This window comes from Paenarthrobacter sp. NPDC089714 (assembly GCF_044748905.1).
Classification (GTDB): domain Bacteria; phylum Actinomycetota; class Actinomycetes; order Actinomycetales; family Micrococcaceae; genus Arthrobacter.
The window spans coordinates 16622-40026 of record NZ_JBIVGX010000002.1 but is presented as its reverse complement, the minus strand read 5'-3'; the positions used below and the strand labels follow the sequence as shown (position 1 = coordinate 40026).

22 protein-coding genes and 1 tRNA gene are annotated in these 23405 nt (G+C 64.8%); all 23 read right to left on the bottom strand.

From position 1 onward, the window contains the following. Positions 1–27: 27 nt before the first annotated feature. Positions 28–101 (bottom strand) — tRNA-Leu (locus tag ACIPY3_RS04765). Between the two features lie 21 nt (positions 102–122). After that, positions 123–1043 (bottom strand): N-acetyltransferase, encoded by a 921-nt coding sequence (locus ACIPY3_RS04760; RefSeq protein WP_400330757.1) that lies wholly within the window; start codon positions 1041–1043, stop codon positions 123–125. An 83-nt stretch (positions 1044–1126) separates the two neighbouring features. After that, the gene (locus tag ACIPY3_RS04755) at positions 1127–2581 is read right to left on the bottom strand and encodes an NAD(P)/FAD-dependent oxidoreductase (protein WP_400330754.1); all 1455 of its coding nucleotides are present in this window, start codon (positions 2579–2581) and stop codon (positions 1127–1129) included. A gap of 38 nt (positions 2582–2619) precedes the next feature. Beyond that, on the bottom strand, positions 2620–3999 hold the full coding sequence (locus tag ACIPY3_RS04750; RefSeq protein WP_400330751.1) for a S8 family serine peptidase: 1380 nt from the start codon (positions 3997–3999) through the stop codon (positions 2620–2622). Then, a complete protein-coding gene (locus ACIPY3_RS04745; protein ID WP_400330748.1) occupies positions 3996–4952 on the bottom strand; it encodes an exopolyphosphatase in 957 nt (318 codons plus the stop codon). The genes ACIPY3_RS04750 and ACIPY3_RS04745 overlap by 4 nt, the downstream gene beginning before the upstream one ends. Then, positions 4949–5638 carry a DUF501 domain-containing protein gene (locus ACIPY3_RS04740; RefSeq protein ID WP_400330745.1) on the bottom strand — a complete coding sequence of 230 codons (690 nt, stop codon included), beginning with the start codon at positions 5636–5638 and terminating at the stop codon, positions 4949–4951. The genes ACIPY3_RS04745 and ACIPY3_RS04740 overlap by 4 nt, the downstream gene beginning before the upstream one ends. Before the next feature lie 68 nt (positions 5639–5706). Beyond that, positions 5707–6528 carry a septum formation initiator family protein gene (locus ACIPY3_RS04735; RefSeq protein WP_400330742.1) on the bottom strand — a complete coding sequence of 274 codons (822 nt, stop codon included), beginning with the start codon at positions 6526–6528 and terminating at the stop codon, positions 5707–5709. Positions 6529–6697: 169 nt separating this feature from the next. Beyond that, a complete protein-coding gene (gene eno / locus ACIPY3_RS04730; protein ID WP_387433287.1) occupies positions 6698–7978 on the bottom strand; it encodes a phosphopyruvate hydratase in 1281 nt (426 codons plus the stop codon). A gap of 120 nt (positions 7979–8098) precedes the next feature. Then, on the bottom strand, positions 8099–8776 hold the full coding sequence (locus ACIPY3_RS04725) for a MazG nucleotide pyrophosphohydrolase domain-containing protein (RefSeq protein ID WP_400330740.1): 678 nt from the start codon (positions 8774–8776) through the stop codon (positions 8099–8101). Next, positions 8760–9902, bottom strand: coding sequence for an adenosine deaminase (locus tag ACIPY3_RS04720; RefSeq protein ID WP_400330737.1), 1143 nt, complete (start codon positions 9900–9902; stop codon positions 8760–8762). Before ACIPY3_RS04720 ends, ACIPY3_RS04725 begins: the two co-directional genes overlap by 17 nt. A gap of 29 nt (positions 9903–9931) precedes the next feature. Then, positions 9932–10615, bottom strand: coding sequence for a DedA family protein (locus ACIPY3_RS04715; protein ID WP_400331626.1), 684 nt, complete (start codon positions 10613–10615; stop codon positions 9932–9934). A gap of 193 nt (positions 10616–10808) precedes the next feature. Beyond that, complete coding sequence (locus ACIPY3_RS04710; protein WP_400330734.1) at positions 10809–11477, bottom strand: DedA family protein; 669 nt, start codon at positions 11475–11477, stop codon at positions 10809–10811. A gap of 11 nt (positions 11478–11488) precedes the next feature. Next, a complete protein-coding gene (locus ACIPY3_RS04705) occupies positions 11489–12799 on the bottom strand; it encodes a thymidine phosphorylase (protein ID WP_400330731.1) in 1311 nt (436 codons plus the stop codon). Then, a complete protein-coding gene (locus tag ACIPY3_RS04700; RefSeq protein WP_400330728.1) occupies positions 12796–13194 on the bottom strand; it encodes a cytidine deaminase in 399 nt (132 codons plus the stop codon). The genes ACIPY3_RS04705 and ACIPY3_RS04700 overlap by 4 nt, the downstream gene beginning before the upstream one ends. Positions 13195–13197: 3 nt before the next feature. Then, complete coding sequence (locus ACIPY3_RS04695) at positions 13198–14487, bottom strand: ABC transporter permease (protein ID WP_400330725.1); 1290 nt, start codon at positions 14485–14487, stop codon at positions 13198–13200. Continuing rightward, complete coding sequence (locus ACIPY3_RS04690; RefSeq protein ID WP_400330722.1) at positions 14484–15830, bottom strand: ABC transporter permease; 1347 nt, start codon at positions 15828–15830, stop codon at positions 14484–14486. The genes ACIPY3_RS04695 and ACIPY3_RS04690 overlap by 4 nt, the downstream gene beginning before the upstream one ends. Continuing rightward, complete coding sequence (locus tag ACIPY3_RS04685) at positions 15817–17340, bottom strand: ABC transporter ATP-binding protein (RefSeq protein ID WP_400330719.1); 1524 nt, start codon at positions 17338–17340, stop codon at positions 15817–15819. The genes ACIPY3_RS04690 and ACIPY3_RS04685 overlap by 14 nt, the downstream gene beginning before the upstream one ends. Before the next feature lie 126 nt (positions 17341–17466). After that, positions 17467–18534 carry a BMP family protein gene (locus ACIPY3_RS04680; RefSeq protein ID WP_400331623.1) on the bottom strand — a complete coding sequence of 356 codons (1068 nt, stop codon included), beginning with the start codon at positions 18532–18534 and terminating at the stop codon, positions 17467–17469. Between the two features lie 266 nt (positions 18535–18800). Then, positions 18801–19826 carry an NADP-dependent oxidoreductase gene (locus ACIPY3_RS04675; protein WP_400330716.1) on the bottom strand — a complete coding sequence of 342 codons (1026 nt, stop codon included), beginning with the start codon at positions 19824–19826 and terminating at the stop codon, positions 18801–18803. Next, positions 19823–20254: an organic hydroperoxide resistance protein gene (locus tag ACIPY3_RS04670; RefSeq protein ID WP_400330713.1), complete on the bottom strand. Its 432-nt coding sequence runs from the start codon at positions 20252–20254 to the stop codon at positions 19823–19825. Before ACIPY3_RS04670 ends, ACIPY3_RS04675 begins: the two co-directional genes overlap by 4 nt. Before the next feature lie 47 nt (positions 20255–20301). Next, a complete protein-coding gene (locus tag ACIPY3_RS04665) occupies positions 20302–20736 on the bottom strand; it encodes a MarR family winged helix-turn-helix transcriptional regulator (RefSeq protein WP_400330710.1) in 435 nt (144 codons plus the stop codon). A gap of 122 nt (positions 20737–20858) precedes the next feature. Then, entirely contained in the window at positions 20859–22064 is a 1206-nt protein-coding gene (locus tag ACIPY3_RS04660) for an amidohydrolase (protein ID WP_400330707.1), read from the bottom strand. Between the two features lie 109 nt (positions 22065–22173). Further along, positions 22174–23307: a mannose-1-phosphate guanylyltransferase gene (locus ACIPY3_RS04655; protein ID WP_400330703.1), complete on the bottom strand. Its 1134-nt coding sequence runs from the start codon at positions 23305–23307 to the stop codon at positions 22174–22176. Positions 23308–23405 lie beyond the last annotated feature (98 nt).

Here is a 23405-nt window from a genome sequence, read left to right as displayed (position 1 = left end):
GGAGGATATTCCTCCCCTTCCCTGCAGTGCCCCAGGTGGGACTCGAACCCACAACACGCAGATTTTAAGTCTGATGCCTCTGCCAATTGGGCTACTGGGGCGCCCGGACCATGGTATCCCAGCTAGAGACGATCGAACGGCGCCGCATAGCGGAAGGTGCCCGTGACGCCGTCGGGCCACCCCGGCAGCCGAAGAAGCTGGAAATGGTCTCCCCAGGCGGGAACCGGCGGTTCGACGCCCAACGAGGCCGCCGGTACATAGCCGAACCGCGGATAGTAGGCCGGACTGCCCAGGAGCGCGATCCCCGGGATCCCGGCGGCAGCCGCGCGAACCGCGGTTTCGCGCATGAGAGCCGCGCCTATCCCCCGGCGCTGCAGGGTTGGAGCTACACCGATCGGGCCGAGGCCTACCAACTCCAGGCCGCCCGCCGAGCCTCGGGTACTGATCACATGCCCCACAATGTCACCGCCGATCTCGGCCACGATGCTGAGATCAGGAACGTACTCTTCGCAGTCGAACAATTCGCGGAGCAGGCCGACCTCCACCGGCACCCCTTCAACCGGCTCGCCCGTCACCGGCGAGACCGAGAACGCCTGCGCGGTCAGCGCCAGGATGGCCGGCCGGTCCTCGGGCTGCTCACTCCGCAGCACAATGCCGCGGCCAAGCAAGTGAAGGACCTCCATGGCCCTGCCCGCATCGGTGGCAGGCACCAGCAAGTGGTCATGGTGGAAACCGGCCAGGACATTGCAGCTGATCCCCGCATGCGTCAGGGCGGCGCTGACCGCGGCCGTCAAGCCCACGGCTTCAAGCGCCGAATGGATCTGGAGGGTAATCCAGGCCGCCACGAAATCGTAGCTGAGCCCCAATCTCTCAGCCTCAGCGCGGCCAAGGACCACCGTCAGGCCCTCGGCCTCGCGGACGGCGGCCTCCACGTCACCCTCCAGGGGTCTTCCGTGCGGCCAAAGAGCGTAGACATAGTCTCCGTCCCGCATCACGGGGTGCATGGAACCAAGAAGTGTTTGGAGGTCGGTTTCGCCAGCCATGGGAACAGTCTAGGGGCGGCGTCCCGGTTAAATGCGCGACGGCGGCCACTCCCCTGGGGGAGCAGCCGCCGTCGGGCGTGGTACTACTTGGCGTCAGCCGTGACCGGGGTCTTTTCCTCGGCGGGCTTTTCAGCAGCCGGGGCCGGTGCGGGAGCAGCAGCAGGCTTGGGAGCCGGGGTCGCTGCGGCCACGAAAGCACCGCGCGGGTTGTCCAGGTCGATCAGCTGGGTGGTATCGCGGCCTGCGAAGAAGGACAGGATCCAACCGAAGATCACGCGGAACTTGCGCTCAACCGTGGGCATGGCCATGCCGTGGTAGCCACGGTGTGCCAGCCAGGCGAGACCGCCCTTGAGGCCGATGCGGCCCAGGAGGTTGATGTTGGCAACGCCCTTCCACTCGCCGAAGCCGGCTACAGCACCAAGGTTCTTGTGCTTGTAGTCGTGGAGCGGCTTGTCCCAGCGGGAAGCCCAGAGGTTCTTGGCGAGCTTCTTGGCCTGGCGAAGCGCGTGCTGTGCGTTCGGCACGCAGGTGCCGTCCGGCAGGCCCTTGCCCGTGAGGTCCGGAACAGCGGCGATGTCACCGGCAGCCCAGGCGTTCTCGATGATGCCTTCGTCGCCCGCGATGCGCAGGTCCGGGAGAACGCGGACGCGGCCACGCGGTTCCAGCGGGAAGTCGGTGGAGCGGATCATCGGGTTGGCCTGCACGCCGGCAGCCCAGACCAGGGTGTCGGCTTCAACTTCACCTGCGGAGGTCTTGTCCGGCAGGTTGATGAGCTTGAGGTTGCCCTCGGCGCTGTCCAGGGAGGTGTTGAGGAGAACCTCGATGCCACGGCTGCGGAGGTGCTCCACAACCCACTCGGCCTGGGGTGCGGTGACCTCGGGCATGATGCGGCCCATGGCCTCGACCAGGATGAAGCGGACTTCTTCCTGGCGGACGCGCGGGTTGTTGCTGACGGCAGCGCGGGCGAGGTCTTCCATTTCGGTGAGGCACTCGATGCCGGCAAAACCGCCACCGACAACCACGAAGGTGAGGGCCTTGGCACGCTCTGCGGGATCGGTCATGGTGGACGCTGCTTCGATGCGCTCCAGGACCTTGTTGCGCAGTGCAACAGCTTCCTCGATGGTCTTCAGGCCGATGCCCTTGTCCGCGAGGCCCTTGATGGGGAACGTACGGGTAATGGCGCCCGCGGCGATCACGACGTCGAAGTACGGGATCTCGAACGGCTCGCCGCCGTCGGAGGGAGCCACCACCGCAGTGCGGTTGGCGTGGTCGATGCCGGTGACGCGGCCCTGGATGAGCTCAGTCTGCTTCAGGTGCTGGCGGTGCGAGACCACAGCGTGGCGGGCCTCGATGTTGCCACCGGCCACCTCGGGGAGGAACGGCTGGTAAGTCATGTAGGGCAGTGGATCCACGACGGTGACGATGCCACCTGCGTTCGCGATCTTCTTCTGCAGTTTGAGGGCTACGTACAGGCCGACGTAGCCGCCGCCGACGACAAGAACGCGCGGACGGTCAATGAGCTCTGGGGTGGTTGCCATGAATCCAGAGTACAGCACTTTGTGAAAATCTTCACTAGCTACTTCTTCGCGGGTGGATCCACCACTTCCACGGCCCCCGTTTCGGCCTCTTCCGGCACCGTCGGCGGGTTCTTGTAAGCACGCCGCAACTGCAGCGCTGCGCCCGTAATAATGGCGGCGAAAAGGCCACCGAAACCAAGCACGACGGCGGCAGGCAGGGCGTCGTCGACGCCCGCCGGCGTCTTCGCTGAAGGAACCGTGGGGTCGGCCAGCGTTGGAGGCGCACTCGTCGGACTGGCCACCGGGGCTTGCGAAGGTGTGCTGAAGTCGCCGCGGCGGTGCACGCGGATCCAGTCCGCGATGGAGCCCAGGGGGTTCACGGAGGTGGTGGGCACGTCGCCCTTCAACGCAGCCTCGGCGTCCAGGATTCCGTAACCGTAAATGGGGTCCTTGCCTGGGGCGCCGGCATCCTTGGCCGTGCTGACGATCCTGTTGATTACCTGCTTGGCGCTCATGTCCGGCCACTTGGAGCGGATCAATGCGGCCACGCCGGACACGATCGGGGCAGCGCCCGAGGTGCCGGCCCATTCGGCGTACCCACCACCCGGAACGCCACCTACGAGGTCTTCAGCGGGAGCCGCAACGCCAATGCTGATGCCCTGCGACGAGGAGTCGACACTGGCCTTTCCGTCACTGTCGAGGCCGGCCACGGTGAGGACACCGGGAATGGTGGCCGGTGCACCCACCTGGACGTTGCCGCCCACGCGGTTGCCCGCGGCTGCGACGATCACCACGTCCTTCTGCTCGGCGTACAGGAACGCGGCATCCCAGCTTTGCGGCCAATCCGGAGACGTGCTGCCCAAGGAAATGTTGATGACCTTGGCGCCGTTGTCCACCGCCCAGCGAACGGCCACAGGAATTTGTTCCTGGTCCGTCTTGCCTCCTGGGTTGGGCGAGCCAAGCCACGTGGAAACGGACAGGATGTCAGCCTCGGGGGCTACGCCCACCATGCCATCCGGTCCCCCTGCAGGTGGAACCGTAGGGGTCGCGGGCGGAGAAGCGGTGGGCGAGGCAGTCGGCGTCGTGTGGCCGCGTCCGGCCAGCATGGTGGCCACCAGGGTTCCGTGCTCCGGCTTTGCCCCGATGCTCTTCTGGCCGTTGGCGGCTCCGGCTCCGGAAGCATCGGCCCCGCCCGTCACCACGCCCTTGAGGTCCGGGTGGTTGCCGTCGACGCCGCTATCGATGACGGCAACCTTGACACCGGCGCCCTTGGAGACCTGCCAGGCATTCGTGATGCCTGAGTCCTTAAGCCACTGCTCCTTGTCACGCCAGGAATCTGCCATGGCCGAAGGAGCGGAGGCCAATCCCCCCACCAGGGATCCTCCGGCCAGGAAGGCAGCCAACGAGGCCGAAAGGAGCCGCCTGTGCCGCATGGTCATGCAACTCCCCGGATACTGAGCGCGATGCCATCAAGGATGTCGTGCTCGCTGGAGGTAGCCCCGTGGATGCGGCCGTCACTGGCCTGGCCCAGGCGCCGCAGAATCCTGCGCCACACCAACGCACCTGCACCGATGACGTCCACCCGGCCGGGGTGCATGTAGGGCAGGGCAGCCCGCTCGGACCTGCTCATCTCCAGCAGGTTGGTGGCGGCATCGCCGACGGTCTCAATGTCCAGGTACGCGCCATGGATCTTGTTGGGCTGGTATTCGCCCAGCCCAAGGGCGTGCGCGGTGATGGTGGTGATGGAACCCGCCACGCCAACCACGGCTGTGGCGCGGCCAAGCGGTACCGTTTGTGCCGCGAGATCCAGGGCAGCGTCGACGTCGGCCTCCGCAGCGGCGATCTGGGCCGCCGTCGGTGGGTCACTCGTGAGGTGCCGCTCGGTCAGCCGGACGCACCCGATATCCACCGAACGGGCGGCTATCACTCCGTTCGCGTCGCCCAGGACGAATTCGGTACTGCCGCCGCCCAGGTCAACCACCAGGACAGCGTCGTCGCCCTTGATGGGCAGGACACTGCTGGCTCCGGCAAATGACAGTGAAGCTTCCTCGTCACCCGAGATGACTTCGGGGGCAACCCCCAGCAGGTCCCGGATGCCATCCACGAACACCTGGCGGTTGCGGGCATCGCGGGTAGCGGACGTGGCAACGAACCGGACAGATCCGGCTGAGTGGTCACCGATGAGGGCAGCGTAGTCCTTGGCCGCGGCGAACGTGCGGTCCAGGGCCTCCGGTGCGAGTTCGCCGGTGGCGTCCACACCCTGCCCCAGGCGCACCACGCGCATTTCCCGGACGACGTCGGTCAATGGACCTGCCGCACTGTCAGCCGACACATCGGCGATCAGCAGGCGGATGGAATTGGTTCCGCAGTCAATGGCGGCAACGCGGCTCATGTACGCTCTTCCGTCGATTCCGGGGTGGAAAGGGAGGTCTTCGATTTCCGGACCGGGGCAGGCCTGCCCACGATGTCCGGCAGGCCCTGCGGGCCGTGGCGGCTGAGGTCCCTCGATGGGGTCTCCCCCGCGGTGTCCCAGGCCCCGTCGCAATAGCAGCGGTCCTTGGTCCACCACTCGGAGATGGCCTCCAGCGCCTCGTCGCCCAGGGGGTTCACCCCGGGACCGGCGGCCAACGAGTGCCCCACGAGCACGTGCAGGCACTTGACCCGGGTGGGCATGCCGCCGGCAGAGACGCCGGCGATTTCCGGAACGGCTCCGGTTCCGGAACGTTCGGCAATCCCGTTGCGCGCCTGCAGGTAAGCATCGTGGGCACCGTGGTAAGCGGTGGCCAACTCCTGGTCCTCGACCAGGCGATCGTTCATCCGGTTCATCAGGCCACCGGCCTCCAGCCGGGAAACAGCCGAGGTGATCACGGGATGCGTGAGGTAGAACGTGGTGGGAAACGGTGTTCCGTTGCTGAGCCTCGGTGCCGTTGCCGCAACCAGCGGGTTGCCGCACACGCAACGCGCGGGGATCTCCACCACGTCACGGACGGGCCGGCCAAGCTGACGGCTCAGGACATCGAGGTCATGTGCTGATGGCTGGCGGGATTCCTGCGGCATTGCTGCCGTGTTCTCTTCCACTTGCGCTGCCAACCTTCCTGCCCTTTTGGTCGCCTCCCGTCAGGGCACGACGGCGGCGGGCACCGCGTCTAGTCTGTTGCCGATCGTCTGATGGACTCCCAAAGTGCATCCACCCAAGGCAGGTTTGCCGGGTTCGCAGATGATCCGGAGCCGGTGCGGCCCCCAGGGGTTCCAGCGGCTTCATCCCCGCCAAATACCCAGTAACCCGTTTCACCCGGCATAACCATGTTAATGCGGTCGCGGGCCTGCTGCTTCACATAGTTGGGGTCTTGCCACCGGGAGAGCTGCTTGTTGAGGTCCGCCTGCTCGGCTTCCTTGCTGGCGATTTCGGCTTCCAGCGCCGAGATTTCGGAGCGCTTCTCCAGGAAAATCTTCACCGTCGGGGCCAGCATGATGGTGATCGCAATCATCACGACGGCCAGCGCCAAAACACGGCCGGAGAACGCCTTGGCCGGTACGGGATCGCTCGCCGGCGTCCCTTGAGATGCCTTGTTTTTGGCGCCGGATCCGGTGGCCGGGGCTTTTGTCGCGGCCGCTGCCGCGCCGGTGGACGTCGGTTTTCCGGCAGTCGAGACCCTTGGACGGACGGGAGTCCTGGGCGCACCGGGCCTGCGGGGCCCGGCAGCCTTGCCGTGGGCCTCAACGCGGGGAGCGGGCTTGGCGTTCGAACCACCTGCGGCGCTTGCGCGGGTAGCGCCGAACTCGGCCTCGATGAGATCTCCGCCAGCCTGGCCCGCAGGACCCTGGCCCGCAGGACCCTGGCCCGCAGAACCCTGGCGCGTGGGCTCCGGGGCAGCCGGGGTCTTCCCCGGCCCTTTGCCTGAAGTGGCCTGTCCTGACGGCCTGCCGAGGGCATCAGCCTTGGGTACCTTGGGACGACGGGTGGCCATGACACTCCTGTAATGCCCGGTGCTTGCCTGGCGGGTTGCTGCGCTTGCCCTGCGCCTGGGTACGTGACCGAAGTCCTGGTGCGCCCGCGGTTCAGCAGGCAAGCGTTAAACAGAACCGGTGGCTATGGTCTTTCCACCATAGCCACCGGTCAGCTGTTTTCGCTGAAGGCTAGCCCTTGAAACGCGGGAAAGCGCTGCGGCCGGCGTAGCGTGCGGCGTCGTCGAGTTCCTCTTCGATGCGCAGGAGCTGGTTGTACTTGGCAACGCGCTCGGAGCGGGCCGGGGCACCGGTCTTGATCTGGCCGGCGTTGGTGGCAACGGCGATGTCGGCGATGGTGGTGTCCTCGGTCTCGCCGGAGCGGTGCGAGGTGATGGTGGTGTAACCCGAGCGCTGGGCCAGGGAAACAGCGTCCAGGGTCTCGGTGAGGGAACCGATCTGGTTCACCTTGACCAGGAGCGAGTTGGCCGTGGCAGCGTCGATGCCCTGCTGCAGGCGGACCGGGTTGGTGACGAAGAGGTCGTCGCCAACCAACTGGACCTTGTCGCCGATCGTGTCGGTGAGGGTCTTCCAGCCTTCCCAGTCGTTCTCGTCCAGCGGGTCCTCGATGGAAACCAGCGGGTAGTCGGCAACGAGTCCGGCGTAGTAGGCGCTCATCTCGGAAGCGCTGAGGGCCTTGCCTTCGAACTGGTAGGCGCCGTCCTTGTAGAACTCGGAGGAAGCAACGTCCAGGGCCAGGGCGATGTCCGTGCCCGGGGTGTAGCCGGCGTTCTTGATGGCTTCCTGGATCAGGTCCAGTGCAGCGCGGTTGGACGGCAGGTTGGGAGCGAACCCACCTTCGTCGCCCAGGCCGGTGGAGAGGCCCTTCTCCTGGAGGACAGCCTTGAGGTTGTGGTAAACCTCGACACCCCAGCGCAGGCCCTCGGAGAAGGTCTCTGCACCGATCGGGGCAATCATGAATTCCTGGATGTCGACGTCGGAGTCTGCGTGCGAACCACCGTTGAGGATGTTCATCAGCGGAACCGGGAGGACGTGTGCGTTCGGGCCGCCGAGGTACTTGTAGAGCGGCAGGTCGGCCGAAGCGGCAGCAGCGTTGGCAACGGCGAGGGAAACACCGAGGATGGCGTTGGCGCCCAGCTTGCCCTTGTTCGGGGTACCGTCGAGGTCGATCATCGCCTGGTCGATGCTGCGCTGGTCCGTGGCGTCGAAGCCGATCAGGGCCGGGGAGATTTCGTCGATGACGGCGTCTACGGCCTTCTGGACACCCTTGCCGAGGTAACGGCCCTTGTCGCCGTCGCGGAGCTCAACGGCCTCGTGCTCACCGGTGGAGGCACCGGAAGGAACTGCTGCACGGCCGATCTGGCCGTCGGAGAGCAGGACCTCAACTTCTACAGTCGGGTTACCGCGGGAATCAAGGATCTCGCGTGCGTGGATGGCATCGATAAGCGCCATGGATGTGCTCCTTATGGTGAAGCGATTTACAGGAATCTAGAGGGGAATTCTCGACGTCCTCGTCGCTACTAGCGTAGTCGAGAGTGGCTTAGGTTACGGAACGGCTTCCAACCGCTCACGTCATGAAGGCCGGCCTTGGCCGTCCTGGAACGTTCGCACTGCCCCGCGAAGGGCCCGCTCGGCGTCGAGTCCTTGGTCCCGGGCACCGGCGACGATCGCCAGCAGCAGCTCACCGAGTGCCTCTTCCGAGGCCGGGATGGCAGGAACCACGACGCCGGCCTGGGCACCTTGCGCATTGACGGCAAAACCCGCGCGGGCGGCCCTGTCCAAGGACTTCTGTGCCGCTGCCAAAGCTGGAAGGTGCGGCGGGATGCCCTCGAAAGGATCGGTGCGCTCCGGCTTCTCCGCCCGCTTGGCCGCATCCCACTTCAGGATGATTTCCTCCACCGTTGCGGGGAAAGTGTCCTGGAGCGTGCCGTCGGCTTTGAAGACGTGCCGGTTCCGCCGGATCATTTTTGCGTTGATGTCCCGTGCAACCGCCGCGAAGTCAAAGCTGCCGCGCTCCTCGGCGAGCCGGGCGTGCAGCACCACTTGAAGCAGCACATCGCCCAGCTCGCCGCGAAGCTCGTCATCAACAGCTCCCGCCTCGATGGAGTCCACCACTTCATAGGCTTCCTCGATCAAATACTCCACCAGTGATTCGTGGGTGAGCGCGCCCATCCACGGGCAGTGTTCCCGAAGAGCGGCGATTGTTCCGATCAGCGTGTCGAGGCTGGATTTGTCAGCCGAGGTTGGCATAGGCGTCGTTGATGTACTCCACCAGGGCTTCGCGCTCGTCCAGCGGCAGGAACGCTGCCTCGGCGGCGTTGAGCGTCAGCTCGAGCAGATCATCGAGGTCGTAGTCGAAGGTCTCCACCAGGAGCTCGAACTCGTCCGTGAGGGTGACGCCGCCCATGAGGCGGTTGTCAGTGTTGATGGTGACGTTGAAGCCGAGCTGGAACAGCATGTCCAGCGGGTGGCTCTCGATGCCCTCACCGAAGTTGGCGATGGCGCCGGTCTGGAGATTGGAGGAGGGGCAGATTTCCAAGGCGATACCGCGGTCGCGAACCCAGCCGGCCACGTTGCCGAGGGTCACCAACCCAACGGTGCCTTCGCCGTCGTCGTCCGCGTCTTCCTCGAACTCGACCGTGATGTCCTCGGCGATCCGGACGCCGTGTCCCAAGCGCAGGGCGCGGCCGTCAACCAGTGCGGACTGGATGCTGTCCAGGCCGGCGGCCTCGCCCGCGTGGACTGTTGCCGGGAAGTTGTTGGCGGCCAGGTAGGTGAAGGCTTCCTTGAAGCGGGAAGGCAGGAAACCGTCCTCGGCACCGGCAATGTCGAAGCCAACTGCGCCCTTGGTGCGGTGGCGGACGGCCAGCTCGGCGATTTCCTGGCCACGGTCTGCATGACGCATGGCGGTGATGAGCTGACCCACCTGGATCTGCTGTCCGCGCTCGTCAGCGGCGGCCACACCGGCTTCAAGCCCGGCCTGGACGGCTTCCACAACCTCATCAAGGCTGAGGCCCTTCTGCAGGTGCTGCTCCGGGGCCCAGCGGACTTCGCCATAGACCACTCCGTCTTCGGCCAGGTCCTCGACGAACTCCTGGGCCACCCGGAAGAGGCCTTCCTTGGTCTGCATCACGGCAATGGTGTGGTCGAAGGTCTCGAGGTAGCGGACCAGGGAACCGGAGTCTGCGGATTCGCGGAACCACTCACCCAAAGCAACAGGATCCGTTGATGGCAGGGTGTGTCCGACGGCCTCCGCCAGTTCGATGATGGTGGCGGGCCGCAGTCCTCCGTCCAGATGGTCGTGGAGGGAAACCTTCGGCAGGCTCTTCAGATCGAAGTCGAGGGCAGGGGCAGCGTCAAGAATTGGCTCAGTCACGTACCCAACTGTAGGGGGACGGCAGGTGCTTAGCCAGCAGGCTTGGAACGGTCGACGCCGGCAATCGCCTTGGCGCTTGCGTCTGGCGCGGGAGTGGTCCCGTGGGCGGCAGCTTCCTTGGCATGGTCCTTCTTTTCGAGGTACTTGTGCCACCAGCGCAGCACGTGGTCCACGACGATGCCAAGGACCACGGCGAAGGCCACGGCAATACCGACGCCAAGCAACGGGTTGTGGTGGACCCATTGACCGGCGAGGAGTCCGATGCCGATCGAGTAGCCAACCCAGGTGATGCAGGCAAAGGCATCAAGGAAGAAGAAGGTCCGGTGCCGGAATCCGGTCTGCCCGGCCACGTAGTTGACAGCCACACGTCCCCACGGAATATAGCGTGCCGTGAAGATCAGGACGGCTCCGCGCTTGTCCAGCTCGTACTGGGCCCATGCGAACATCTTCTGTACCTTGGGGCGGCGCATCCACTTCCAACGCGTCAGGCCAATCTTGCGGCCCAAGAGGTAAGCCATGTTGTCACCGGCCATGGCTCCAATAAGCGCCGTGGTCCCCAGGATCCAAAGGTTGGGTTCCCCGCTGTGAAGGGACAGCGCCGAGAGGCCAACAATTGCTGTTTCGCTGGGAAGGATGGTGGCAAATCCGTCGATGAAGAAGAACACCAGGAGCACCGGGTAAATCCAAGGCTGCCCGGCTGCATGCTCGAGCATTTGGTTCAAAAACTCCACGCGGCGGTAGCTCCTAGATGAATATGACTTGACACTGTGACGGAAGTCGCTCTTAGTGTCCCATGGCCGGGACGTCGTTCGCTACGCCCCAGCCTCGGGATCACACATTTAACGCTAGCCGCGAGGGAGTTGTTCCGGCGTCAACCGGCGGGGTGATCTTGCCCTGTTTCGGGTCTCATACCTTGGGTGGAGGCGGGGCGCTCTCCCCCGGCTGGATCTCCGTCTCGGGGATGTCCTTGCCGTCCAAGGGCACGGAGCCACGGACCTTGCTGATGATGCGGTCGATCACGATGCCCAGGATCACGGCAACCACGATCGCAATGACAGCACCGAGCAAATGGTTGTGCTCGAACCACACACCGAAGAAGTAGCCAAGGACCACCGAGTAGCCGGCCCACAGGACGGCGGACAAGGCCGTCAGGGCCACGAAGCGCCGGTGGTTGAAGTGGGTGGCCCCGGCTGTGAGGTTCACCGCGACGCGGCCGATCGGGATGAACCGCGCCACCATGATCAGGGAGGCGGCCCGGCGTCGCAGTTCCTTGCCCGCCCACCGGAAGGCACCCTGCATGCGCTGGGTCCGCATCCAGCGCCACCGCTGGATGCCGATGCGGCGGCCGATCAGGTACGCGATGTTGTCCCCGGAGAAAGCACCCAGCGCTGCCACCAGGGCCAGCAGCCACACATTCGGTGAACCGCTGCTTCCGGAGACAGCGCTGAGCCCTACCACCACCGATTCGCTGGGGATCGGCGGAAAGAAACCGTCGATGACGCAACAGGCCAACACCAGGAACAGCACCCAGGGCTGCCCGGCTGCGGCGAGGATGAAATCGTTGATGGCCTGCACAGGAATTAAGCCTAGGCGATCCTGTCGATAATCAGTCGCCGGGCCGGGCGGGAACCCTCCGGCGCAATCACCACGGCATCCTGCAACGCCTCCTTGGCACGGCCGAATTTCTCCGGAGTATCCGTCAGGAGCGTCATGAGCGGCTCACCGGCCCGGACCAGGGCACCCGGCTTGGCATGGAGCCGTACACCAGCTGCCGCTTGGACCGGGTCTTCCTTGCGGGCCCGCCCGGCGCCGAGCCGCCACGCAGCCACGCCCACAGCGAGTGCGTCCATTTCCACCAGCACGCCATCTGCCGGCGCGTAGACCACCTCGGATTCCCGGGCTACCGGCAAGGCTGCCCGGGGATCGCCACCCTGGGCTTCGATCATGCGGTTCCACACGTCCATGGCCCGGCCGTCCTTGAGCGCGGCGGCGGGATCGGCGTCATGGATTCCCGCACCCGCCAACATCTCTTCGGCGAGCCGGACGGTCAGTTCGACGACGTCTTCCGGACCACCGCCGGCAAGGACCTCTACTGACTCTTCCACCTCAATCGCGTTTCCCGCGGTCAGGCCGAGCGGGGTGGACATATCAGTCATCAGCGCAACGGTGTGCACGCCGGCGTCCTTGCCCAGGGCCACCATGGTCTCCGCGAGCTCCCGTGCCTTGGCCTCGTCCTTCATGAAGGCGCCGGAGCCCACCTTGACGTCGAGGACCAGGGAGCCAGTGCCCTCGGCGATCTTCTTGCTCATGATCGAGGAGGCGATGAGCGGGATCGCTTCAACAGTCCCTGTCACGTCGCGGAGGGCATAGAGCTTTTTGTCCGCCGGAGCCAGCCCCGATCCCGCCGCGCAGATCACTGCGCCGACGTCCTGGAGCTGGGCCATGATCTCTGCATTGCTGAGGTTGGCCCGCCATCCGGGGATGGCTTCGAGCTTGTCCAGCGTTCCGCCGGTGTGGCCCAGTCCGCGGCCCGAAAGCTGCGGAACGGCCACCCCGAAAACAGCCACCAACGGCGCCAACGGGAGCGTGATCTTATCCCCGACCCCACCGGTGGAGTGCTTGTCGCTGGTAGCCTTCCTGCCGCCGTCGGGCGTTGTCAGCGACGAAAAGTCCATCCGCTCCCCCGAGGCGATCATGGCGGACGTCCAGCGCGAGATCTCTTCCCGGTCCATGCCGTTCAGGAGGATGGCCATATTGAGCGCCGCCATCTGCTCCTCGGCAATGACGCCCCGGGTGTAGGCATCCATGGTCCAGTCGATCTGTTCGGGCGTCAGGGTGCCCTTGTCCCGTTTGATGGTGATGATCTGGACGGCGTCGAACGCTTCGGTACTGGTCACGTGTTTTCCTCCAGGTGTTCCGGACCGAAGGCGTCAGGCAGCACCTGGTCCATGGTTTTGATGCCTTGGGTGGTCATGAGCTGCATGCCGGGTGCGCGGAATTCGTACAGCAGCTGGCGGCAGCGGCCACAGGGCATCAAGACGTTTCCTTGGCCATCCACGCAGTAGAAGGCCGCGATCCTGCCGCCGCCGCTCATGTGCAGTTGCCCCACCAGCGCGCATTCCGCGCACAAGGTCAGGCCGTAGCTGGCGTTCTCCACGTTGCAGCCGCTGATGATCCGGCCGTCCTCGGTGAGGGCCGCAGCCCCCACCGGGAATTTCGAATACGGTGCGTAGGCCTTGGCCATGGCCTCCTTGGCGGCGTCCTCCAGGACCTGCCAATTGACATCGCGCATCGGTCAGCCCTTCACGTACGGTATGCCGCTCGCGGCCGGTGGCCTCGACCTGCCCACCAAGCCGGCGACGGCGAAGATGGTCACCAGGTACGGCAGCATGGCCATGAACTGGCTGGGCACCGGAGTTCCGATGATGCCCAGGATGGACTGCAGGTTGTACGCGAAGCCGAACAGCAGCGAGGCCAGGAAGGCGCCGATGGGGTTCCACCGGCCGAAGATCAACGCCGCAAGAGCGATGAAGCCTCGACCGCCGGAGATCTCCTTGGTGAACGAGTCGATGGTCACCAAGGTGAAGACGGCGCCACCGATGCCGGCAATGGCACCACCCAAGGTCACGTTCCAGAAACGGGTGGCGTTGACGTTGATGCCCAGGGTGTCTGCTGCCTGGGGGTGCTCACCCACGGCACGGACACGCAGGCCCCAGCGCGTCTTGAACAGCCCGAACCACACTACGGCCACCGCAATGTACATCAGGTAGCCGGCGATCGACTGTTCAAAGAGGATGGGGCCAATGATGGGAATGTCGGAAAGCAGGGGAATCGGAAGGATATCCAGGCGCCCGGGGGTATTGAACTGGTCCTTGTTCGGAGCCATGACCGTGCCGAACAGGAAGCCGGTGAGGCCGGAGACCAGGACGTTCAGGACAACGCCGACAATGATCTGGTTGACGAGGTACTTGATGCTGAACACAGCCAGCACCATGGACACCGCGGCACCTGCCGCCGCAGCAGCAAGCAGGCCGATGTACGGGCTGCCCGTCACCGTGGCCACGAGCGCGGCCGTGAAGGCTCCGCCCAGCAACTGGCCCTCGATGGCGATGTTAACCACGCCAACCCGTTCGCACAGGACGCCGGACAACGAACCGAACACCAAGGGAACGGCCAGCGTCACGGAACCCGCCACCAAGCCGGCAAGGGAGATGGACGGCTGGCGTGCGCCGGCCACGATCCACACGAGCAGGGCGAAGACGAACACCACGGCGAACGCGATCGGCAACCACTTGGGCGAGCGTTCCCCGCGCGTCCAGAGGTAGATCGAGTAGGCCGCCATGGCCAGCAGCAGGATGGCCAGTACCACCCCGCCTACCTGGCCGGGAATCATGAGGGCCGGAACCTGGACACTGTCGCCGGGATCGCTGATCTTCATTTCGGCAGTCTGTCCGGGGCCGAGCAGTCCGAAGAACACCAGGGCCAGCAGGGCCAGGACACCCAGGGAAACAGGAACCTTCAACGAGGGGCGCGTGCCCGGCAGTGCGGTTGCTCCAGCCCGGGGAGCGGTGGTTGTTGCGCTCACTTGGCACCTCCGGTGGCAACGGCGGCATGCGGTGCCGCTTTCTTGTTTTTCTTCTTCTTGCTGTCCAGCCGGAAGAGGGACCGGATCAGGGGCGGAGCGGCGATGAACAGGACGATAAGCGACTGGACCACCAGGACAATGTCGATCGGTGTGCCGGTCTGGATCTGCATCTGGACTGCACCTGTCCGGAACGCGCCGAACAACAGGCCCGCGAAGAAGGTACCCCACGGAGTACTGCGGCCCAGCAGGGCAACCGTGATGGAGTCGAAGCCGATCTGGGCGGCAACGCCACCAGTGAGGACCTTCTCCGTTCCGGCAACCTGGGCCACGCCACCGAACGCTGCCAAGGCTCCCGCAAAGGCCATCACCAGGATGGTGGCGCGGGGAACCTTGACGCCGGCGGTCCGCGCCGCGGCGGGGTTGGCGCCGACCGCGCGGAATTCAAAGCCAATGGTGGACCGGTTCAGCATCCACCACACGCCGTAGGTCAGCAACACGGCCACGAGGAAGCCGAGGTGGAGCCGTGAGCCCGGAATCAGTACCGGGTAGGTCGCCGATTCGTCCAGCCGTGGCGAGATGGGGCTGTTGTCCCCCGGCCGGCGGAACGCTGCCGTGTTGAGGAGAAAGTCCAGCAGGAACAGGGCAACATAGTTCAGCATGATGGTCACAATGACCTCGTGCGCGCCCGTCCGGGCTTTGAGGACACCAACGATTCCACCCCACACGGCGCCACCGAGGACGCCCATGATGATGACCACCAGGAGGTGCAGGCCGAAGGGCAGGTGCCAGGTGAAGCCCACGTAGGCGGCGAGGGTGGCGCTGATGATGATCTGCCCCTGGGCGCCGATGTTGAACAAACCGGCACGGAAGGCCAGGGCAACGCCCAGGCCGGCGCAGATCAGCGGCGTAGCCACGGTCATGGTTTCCAGCAAAGGCATGAAGCCCTGGCGGGTGTTGAACACCGCGCCTTGGAAGAGCGCCACGTAGCTCTTGGTCATGGCGTCCCACAGGGCCAGCAGGAAGTCGGTGGGCCGGGCGAAGAAGTAGCCGGCGGTCCTTGCCACGCGGGCATCCGTACTGGCGATCAGGAGGCCACCGAGGATCAGTGCCACGATCACGGCGAGGACGGAAACGAACCCGTTGCCCATGACGATCCTGCGGAACAGGCTCCCCTGCTGGTGCCCGATATCCCCGCTCTGCGAGGAGACCGGAACGATTGATGGCTCCAGGGTGCCGCCTGCTGTGTCCAGGGCGACGTCCGCCGCCCGGGCATCAGCGGTGGATTCCTGGGGTGCTGCGTCCTTCTTGGACTGATCGCTGCTGGTCTGGTCACTGGTTGTCATCGGAGCCCCCTTCCGGGCTGACGCCGGCCATCATGAGGCCGAGGGTGTCGCGGGGAGTCCCGGCGGGAACGATGCCCACAAGCTTGCCCTTGTAAAGCACGGCGATGCGGTCTGCAAGTTCCATGACTTCATCGAGCTCCGTGGAGACGATCATCACGGGCGTTCCAACATCGCGCTCGGCGACGATGCGCTTGTGCAGGAATTCAATGGAGCCAACGTCCACGCCGCGTGTGGGCTGGCTGGCGATGAACAGCCGCAACGGGCGGGACAGTTCACGGGCCATGACCACTTTTTGCTGGTTGCCGCCGGAGAGGGTTCCGGCCGCGGCACCTGCCGACGGAGTCCGGATATCGAACTCCTCGATCTTGGCCTTGGCATTGTCTGCCACCTTGGCGGGCTTCATGCTCACGCCGCTGGCGAAAGGAGCCTGGTCATACAGGTCCAGGACGAGGTTTTCGGCGACGGAGAAGGGACCCACGAGGCCGTCAACCGTCCGGTCTTCAGGAACAAAGCCAACACCTGAACGCAGGACATCCTTCACCGGCAACCCCAAGAGCTGCTTGCCGTCAAGGGTGACGGAACCGGTGACGTGTTCCTGCACTCCGAGGATCGCCTCGGTAAGTTCCGTTTGTCCGTTGCCTTGGACACCGGCGACGGCGAGGATCTCGCCTTGGGCGATATCGAAGCTGATTCCGTCCACCACGTTGGTGCCGTTGGGGGCACGGACCGTGAGGTTCTCGACGACGAACGTAGTTTCCTTGGGCTGGGCGGCCGCCTTGTCCAGGCTGAGGCTGACCGGACGGCCCACCATCATGGAGGCAAGTTCGGTGGCCGAGGCGGTCGGCGGAGCATCGCCCACCACCTTGCCGCGCCGGACCACGGTGATGACGTCCGAAACGGCCTTCACTTCCCGCAACTTGTGGGAAATGAACACGATCGAGGTCCCGCTGGCTTTGAGCTGGCGCATGATGTCCAGGAGCTCATCGGTTTCCTGCGGCGTCAGGACCGCCGTGGGCTCATCCAGGATGAGTACCTTGGCTTCGCGCACCAGCGCCTTGATGATCTCCACGCGCTGCTGGACACCTACCGGCAGGTCTTCCACCAGGGCGTCGGGATCCACGTCGAAGCCGTACTTCGCCGAGATCTCGCGGATCCTGCGGCGGGTTTCATCCATGCTGAGGACGCCGCCGAAGGACGTCGGCTCTGCACCGAGCGCCACGTTTTCGGCCACGGTAAACACCGGGACCAGCATGAAGTGCTGGTGCACCATGCCGATTCCCGCCGCCATGGCGTCGCCAGGGCCGCGGAAGTTCACGGGCTGGTCATCCACCAGGATTTGTCCGGCTGTAGGTTCATAGAGCCCGTACAGCACATTCATGAGGGTTGATTTTCCGGCACCATTCTCGCCGAGGAGGCAATGGATCTGGCCGGATTCGACCACGAGGTCGATGTCTTGGTTGGCGTAGAAGCTCCCGAACGCTTTCGAGATCCCCTTTAATTCGAGTTTCACAACTCCCACCGTTCTTTGAGTCCGAGGGACGGCTGCACTGCTCACTACCTATGGCAGCAGCCTACGTCAGGGCAAAAACGAGCCGCCAGTACCGCGGAACGGTACTGGCGGCGCGTCCAGGAGTTGCTACTTCTTGGGGCTGGCCGCCGATTCGACTTTCAGCTTCCCGGAGATGATGTCCGCCTTCAGGGCGTCGAGTTCGCTCTTGGTGTCGGCGGAGATGGCCGAGTCAAGGTCGTGGAACGGGGCGATCGCCACGCCGTCGTTGGCCAGCGTGCCAACGTAGGCTTCGTTGCTGAACTTGCCGTCCTTGTCGTCCTTCACCACGGTTTCCACCGCTTCGCCCATCTGCTTGACCACGGAGGTCAGCATCAGGTCCTTGTATTCGGGAGCGGTGAGGAAGCCATCGGAGTCGACCCAGATGAGCTTGACGTCCTTGCCGGCGGCCTTGGCTTCCTTGAGCGCAGCGCCTGCACCCTTGCCAACAGGTCCGGCCACGGGCATCACGATGTCTGCACCCTGGTCCAGCAGGTTCTTGGTGATCTGCTTTCCGGTGTCCTGCTTTTCGAAGTCACCGGTGAACGAGCCGTCCTGCGTGGCCTTGTCCCAGCCGACAACCTGGACGGTCTTGCCCTTGGCCTTGTTGTAGGCCTGGACGCCGTCGTAGAAGCCATCCATGAAGATGGTGACCGTGGGCAGCTTGATACCGCCGAAGGTTCCCACCTTGCCGGTCTTGGTGGCCGAGGCAGCGGCGTAGCCCGCCAGGTAGGCGGCCTGGGCGGTGTCGTAGACAACCGGCTTCACGTTGGCGATGGGGGTCTGGTACGAGTAGTCGATGATGGCAAAGTGCTTGTCGGTGTTCTTCTCGGCAGCGGCCTTGGTTGCGTCACCGAGGAGGAAGCCGACAGTGATGGTCATGTTGCAGTTGGCCGACACCATGCCGTTCAGGTTGGTCTCGAAGTCGCTGTTGGCCTTGGACTCCGCGGACTTGGTGTTGATGCCCAGGTCCTTTTCGGCCTTCTTGAGGCCCTCGAAGGAGGACTGGTTGAAGGACTGGTCGTCAAACCCACCGGAGTCGGAGACGATGCAACCGGTGTAGTTGCTGGCGGTATTGCTGGCGGAGCCGGCGTCGGGAGCCTGTCCGCAGCCGCTGAGCAGGAGCGCGCTGGCGCCCAAGGTGGCCACACCGGCCATCGAACCGCGCTTCAGGGTGGCACGCAGTGGTTTCTTCAATGTTCCTCCAGGAAGAAAGTGATGATCGCTACGACTGGTGGTCAATGAGTGTCCGTTTCCAAAACCCCGGGGCAGAAATTCTGTTTTCACTGATGCTTCGCAGCATTGCGCCGTAGCGCATTGATAACCACCACCCTAGTGGCGTACACCACACGGAGATAGCACAAAGCTGGCCCCTGCCCCAGATCGTTGACTTTTTGTTACCAATCAGTAGGCAGGGGCGTGCGTCACAGGCGGACCAGCATCTTTCCGGTGTTCATTCCGTCCAGCAGATCAATGAAGGCACGGGGCGCGTTTTCCAGTCCATCCACGATCGTCTCGTCATAGCTCACGGTCCCATCAGCCAACCAGCCGGCCATCTTCTGCCGGAACTCCGCAGCATGCTGCCGCTGGCCGCCCACCAGGAAGCCGCGAAGCGTCAGCTGCTTGCCAATGGCCACGGCGAGGTTCCGCGGCGCTGCCGGTGGCTCGGTGGAGTTGTACTGGGCAATGGCCCCGCACATGGCGACCCGACCGCCAACGTTGAGCGTAGCCAAGGCCGCCTCAAGGTGCTCGCCGCCCACGTTGTCGAAGTAGACGTCGATCCCGCGCTCCCCCGCCGCCTCCCGCAACTGCTCCAGCACGGGGGCATCGTTGTAGTTGAAGGCGGCGTCGAAGCCGAGCTCCAACAGCCTGGCAACCTTGGCTGCCGAGCCCGCACTGCCAATCACCCTGCCGGCGCCCATGGCCTTGGCGATCTGTCCCACCATGGAACCCACGGCACCGGCAGCACCGGAAACGAAGACGACGTCGCCTTCCTTGAATTCGGCCACCTTGAGCAGTCCGGCGTAGGCAGTCAGGCCGGTCATGCCCAACGCCCCGAGGAACGCCGATGCGGGCGCAAGCCCCGCCGGCACCGTGGTGGCCGTTGCGGCGTCAACCACCGCGTGTTCACGCCACCCCAGTTGATGCACGACGACGTCACCCACCTTGTGCGCGTCCGAACGGGACGCGATCACCTCACCCACCGCACCGCCGTCGAGCGCTGCATCGATGCGGAACGGCGCCGAGTACGACTTTGCATCATTCATGCGGCCGCGCATGTAGGGATCCACGGACATAAACTGGTTCTTCACCAGGACCTGGCCTTCCTCCAGCTGGGGAAGCCCAGCCTCGGCCAGGCGGAAGTTGTCCGGAACAGGCCTGCCGGAAGGCCGGGAGGCGAGCTGGATTTCGCGGGTTGCGGCAGGAAGCTCCTGCGTCAGGGCGCTCATGCTGCGAACTCCACGAGCTTGAGGTCCACGGCGATGTTGCCACGGGTGGCATTGGAATAGGGGCAGATCGTGTGCGCCTTGGCCATGAGTTCCTCGGCCTTTTCCTTGCCCAGGGCGGGCAACGCGATTTCAAGTTCGGCGGCCAGGCCGTAGCCTTCGCTGTCGGTCAAGGCTCCGAAGTGGATCTTCGCGGCGACCGCAGAGTCCGTCAGGTCAACGCGTTCCTTCCGGCCCACCAAGCGCAACGCGGAGTGGAAGCAAGCCGCGTATCCGGCCGCGAACAACTGCTCCGGGTTGGTTCCCTGGCCGTTGCCGCCCAGTTCCACCGGGCTTGCCAGAGCAACGTCAAGCTTGCCGTCGTTGGTGCGGGCGTTGCCGTCGCGGCCTTCGCCGGAGGCAAGGGCCTCAGCTGTGTAGAGGGTCTTCATGGGTAGTGTCCCTTTCTGGTGTGAAATCTTCTTCTCGTTCGACGTCTTCAGAGTGACTTCTGCAGGGCCGCAGTGAGTTTGCCGAGGGTGGCGTGCAGTTGCTGGATCTCCGCGGCAGACAGTCCTGCGGCGTCCGCGAGGCGCTGCGGAACGGCTTCTGCACGTTCGCTCAGCCGGCTCCCCGCCTCGGTGAGGACCACGTCAACACGGCGTTCGTCCTCGGCGGACCGGTGGCGCTCCACGAGGCCGAGTGCCTCAAGGCGCTTCAGGAGCGGTGACAGCGTCCCGGAATCCAGGCCGAGCTCGGCCCCCAACTCTCGTACGCTCCGCGGCTCCTGCTCCCACAGGACCAGCATCACCAGGTACTGCGGATACGTCAGGCCCAGATCGTCCAGCACGGGGCGGTAGACCGCCGTCGCGGCCTTGGATGCCGAGTACAGCGCAAAGCAGACCTGGTGGCGGAGGCGGGGAGCATCACTCATGGGTAAAACGGTAGCGCACAATTGAATTGTGCACAACTCAATTTGGCCGAGTGCACCCAACTGAGGGACAGATCACGCTCCACTGAACGCTCAGTGGGCCTCCATCTGTCCCCCGGTTGGGTTTAGTTTTGGAGGTCCCGGATGGTCCGGAGGGCCGCAGCTGACAGGACGCGGACCGCGTAGCCCAAGGCCCGCTCGTCCACGATGAAGTCGCCACGGTGGAGGTCGTACTCCTCGCCGCCGGGCGTGTGGGTCCCCAAGCGCATCATGGCGCCGGGGAGGTCCGCGAGGAACCATGCGAAGTCTTCGCCACCCATGGACTGCGGGGTCAGGACCACCGCGTTCTCGCCAAGTTCCGCCCGGGCGGCCGCCTCGATCAGCGCCGTCTCGTGCTCGGAGTTGACCACGGGAGGAACGCCACGGGTGTGTTCCAGGTGAACATCCACGCCATACGGGGCAGCAACCTGCTTCACGACGTCGTCCAGCAACTCTCCGGCGCTGTGCCACGCATCGCGGTCCAGGCAGCGCATGGTCCCGGCCATGTAGCCGCTGCCCGGGATGGCGTTGGGGGCTGAGCCCGCAGAGATCTGCCCCCACACCACGGAGACCCCGCTGCGAACGTCAACTCGGCGCGACAGGACGGCGGGGACGTTGATGGCGATCTGCGCCAGCGCGAAGACCAGGTCTTCGGTCAGGTGGGGCCGGGAGGTGTGTCCGCCGCGGCCCGTCAGTTCGATCTTGATGGTGTCCGACGCCGACGTGATGGCGCCAATGCGCGTGCCGATCTGGCCAACATTGATCCGGGGATCACAATGAAGCGCGAGGATACGGGGAACACCCAGCAGCACCCCCTGCTCGATGCAGGACAACGCACCGCCGGGCATGGTTTCCTCGGCCGGCTGGAAAATGATGCGGACCGTGCCGCCCAGCGGGTTGTTCTTGTGCATGCGCTGCAGGGTCAGGGCAATGCCGAGCATGGTGGTGGTGTGGATGTCGTGGCCACACGCATGTGTCACCCCGTGGTTCTTGGAGGCGAACGGCAGTCCGGTTTCCTCGATGATCGGCAGCGCATCGATGTCGCCGCGGAGGGCCGTGGCAATGGGGCCTTCCCCCACATCCACCGTCAGGCCAGTGTTCTCGAGGCGGCGCGGCTTCAATCCGGCGGCCTCGAGCCGCTCCACGAGCTTGTCCGTGGTGCGGAACTCCTTGAAGGAAAGTTCAGGGTGCGCGTGCAGGTCCCGCCTGAATTCGATGAGTCCGGGCAAGAGCTCGTCAACCCAAGGACCTACAACAGGAGTGGGCTCGGTTTCAGTCGTGTAATTGCGCACGTCACAACTCTAGCCATGCACGGCCCCGGAAGAACGAAAGCCACCTCTTGGTTACGCTGCGTTCAGGCGCAGGACAACCAAAGAGGTGGCTTAAGTTATACGGACTGGGCTAGAGCACGTCCGTGTCGCCGCTGGCCTTCAGGGCATCCACGGCGCCCTTGACCCGCTGTGCGTGTTCCTTGGTGGTCACCAGGAGCGCGTCGGGGGTGTCCACGATGACAACGTCCTTGATGCCGATCAGTGCGATCACGCGCTTGGTGTCCGAAACAACCACGCCGCTGGCGTTTTCGGCAAAGACACGCGCACCTTCGCCAAGGACGGTCACCTCGTCAACGTCGCCGGCATTGTTAAGGCGTCCGATGGCGGCGAAGTCACCGACGTCGTCCCAGCGGAAAGTACCAGGTACGACGGCGACATCGCCGGCTGCCGCTGCTGGCTCGGCAACAGCGTAGTCAATGGCAATCTTGGGCAAGGTGGGCCACACGCGGGCGGTTACCTCGTCACGCTCCGGAGTGTCCCAGGCCTGGGCAATCTCCTGGATGCCGGCGAAGAGCTCGGGCTGGTTGGCTTTCAGGTGCTGGAGCATGAGGGCTACCGGAGCAACGAACATGCCCGCGTTCCAGACGTAGTCGCCGGCCTCGACGTACTTGCGGGCAACGTCCTCGCTGGGCTTCTCCACGAATTCCGCGACGGCCAGGGCGTTGGGCGCGCCATCAACCTTAAGTTCCTTGCCGGAACGGATGTAGCCGAAGCCGGTGGACGGGTGCGTGGGCTTGATGCCGATGGTGACAATCTTGCCCGTGGCCGCGGTGAAGATCGCCTCGCGGACGGTGTCCTGGAAGAGCTCGTCCGGGCTGATCACCTGGTCGGCGGCGAAGGAGCCCATGATGGTCTCCGGGTTCCGCTGGTAGAGGATGGCCGCGGCCAGGCCAATGGCTGCGCCGGAATCCTTGGGTTCGCTTTCGAGGACCAGCTCGTCGTCCCCCACTTCGGGAAGCTGGCGGCACACGGCGGCCTTGTGCGCCTGGCCCGTTACCACCAGGACCCGCTCGCCGGCCAAGGGCTCGAGGCGATCGTAGGTAGCCCTCAAGAGAGTGCTGCCGGAACCGGTCAGGTCATGGAGGAACTTCGGTGCCGCGGCACGCGAGAGTGGCCACAGCCTGGTTCCCACGCCGCCGGCCGGAATGACTGCATGGAAGCGGTCCAAGGGTGATTCCGGGAATGTCGCGTCTTCTGTACTCACCTCAACACTTTATCGGACACAGCTGCCAGGCCCCGCCGCGCGCCACACATGTGGCATTAGTCTCATGCAGCGGAAAAATTCCCGGAATCCCGGGCGGG

Bases quoted from the DNA above. Each gene is read 5' to 3' on its own strand.
- ACIPY3_RS04700 (WP_400330728.1), bottom strand. From the start codon at position 13,194: ATGCGCGATGTCAATTGGCAGGTCCTGGAGGACGCCGCCAAGGAGGCC.
- ACIPY3_RS04670 (WP_400330713.1), bottom strand. From the start codon at position 20,254: ATGAAGACCCTCTACACAGCTGAGGCCCTTGCCTCCGGCGAAGGCCGC.
- ACIPY3_RS04750 (WP_400330751.1), bottom strand. From the start codon at position 3,999: ATGACCATGCGGCACAGGCGGCTCCTTTCGGCCTCGTTGGCTGCCTTC.
- ACIPY3_RS04725 (WP_400330740.1), bottom strand. From the start codon at position 8,776: ATGCCAACCTCGGCTGACAAATCCAGCCTCGACACGCTGATCGGAACA.
- ACIPY3_RS04735 (WP_400330742.1), bottom strand. From the start codon at position 6,528: ATGGCCACCCGTCGTCCCAAGGTACCCAAGGCTGATGCCCTCGGCAGG.
- ACIPY3_RS04675 (WP_400330716.1), bottom strand. From the start codon at position 19,826: ATGAGCGCCCTGACGCAGGAGCTTCCTGCCGCAACCCGCGAAATCCAG.
- ACIPY3_RS04760 (WP_400330757.1), bottom strand. From the start codon at position 1,043: ATGGCTGGCGAAACCGACCTCCAAACACTTCTTGGTTCCATGCACCCC.
- ACIPY3_RS04715 (WP_400331626.1), bottom strand. From the start codon at position 10,615: ATGCTCGAGCATGCAGCCGGGCAGCCTTGGATTTACCCGGTGCTCCTG.
- ACIPY3_RS04755 (WP_400330754.1), bottom strand. From the start codon at position 2,581: ATGGCAACCACCCCAGAGCTCATTGACCGTCCGCGCGTTCTTGTCGTC.
- ACIPY3_RS04690 (WP_400330722.1), bottom strand. From the start codon at position 15,830: ATGACAACCAGTGACCAGACCAGCAGCGATCAGTCCAAGAAGGACGCA.
- ACIPY3_RS04665 (WP_400330710.1), bottom strand. From the start codon at position 20,736: ATGAGTGATGCTCCCCGCCTCCGCCACCAGGTCTGCTTTGCGCTGTAC.
- ACIPY3_RS04745 (WP_400330748.1), bottom strand. From the start codon at position 4,952: ATGAGCCGCGTTGCCGCCATTGACTGCGGAACCAATTCCATCCGCCTG.
- eno (WP_387433287.1), bottom strand. From the start codon at position 7,978: ATGGCGCTTATCGATGCCATCCACGCACGCGAGATCCTTGATTCCCGC.
- ACIPY3_RS04680 (WP_400331623.1), bottom strand. From the start codon at position 18,534: ATGGCCGGTGTGGCCACCTTGGGCGCCAGCGCGCTCCTGCTCAGCGGC.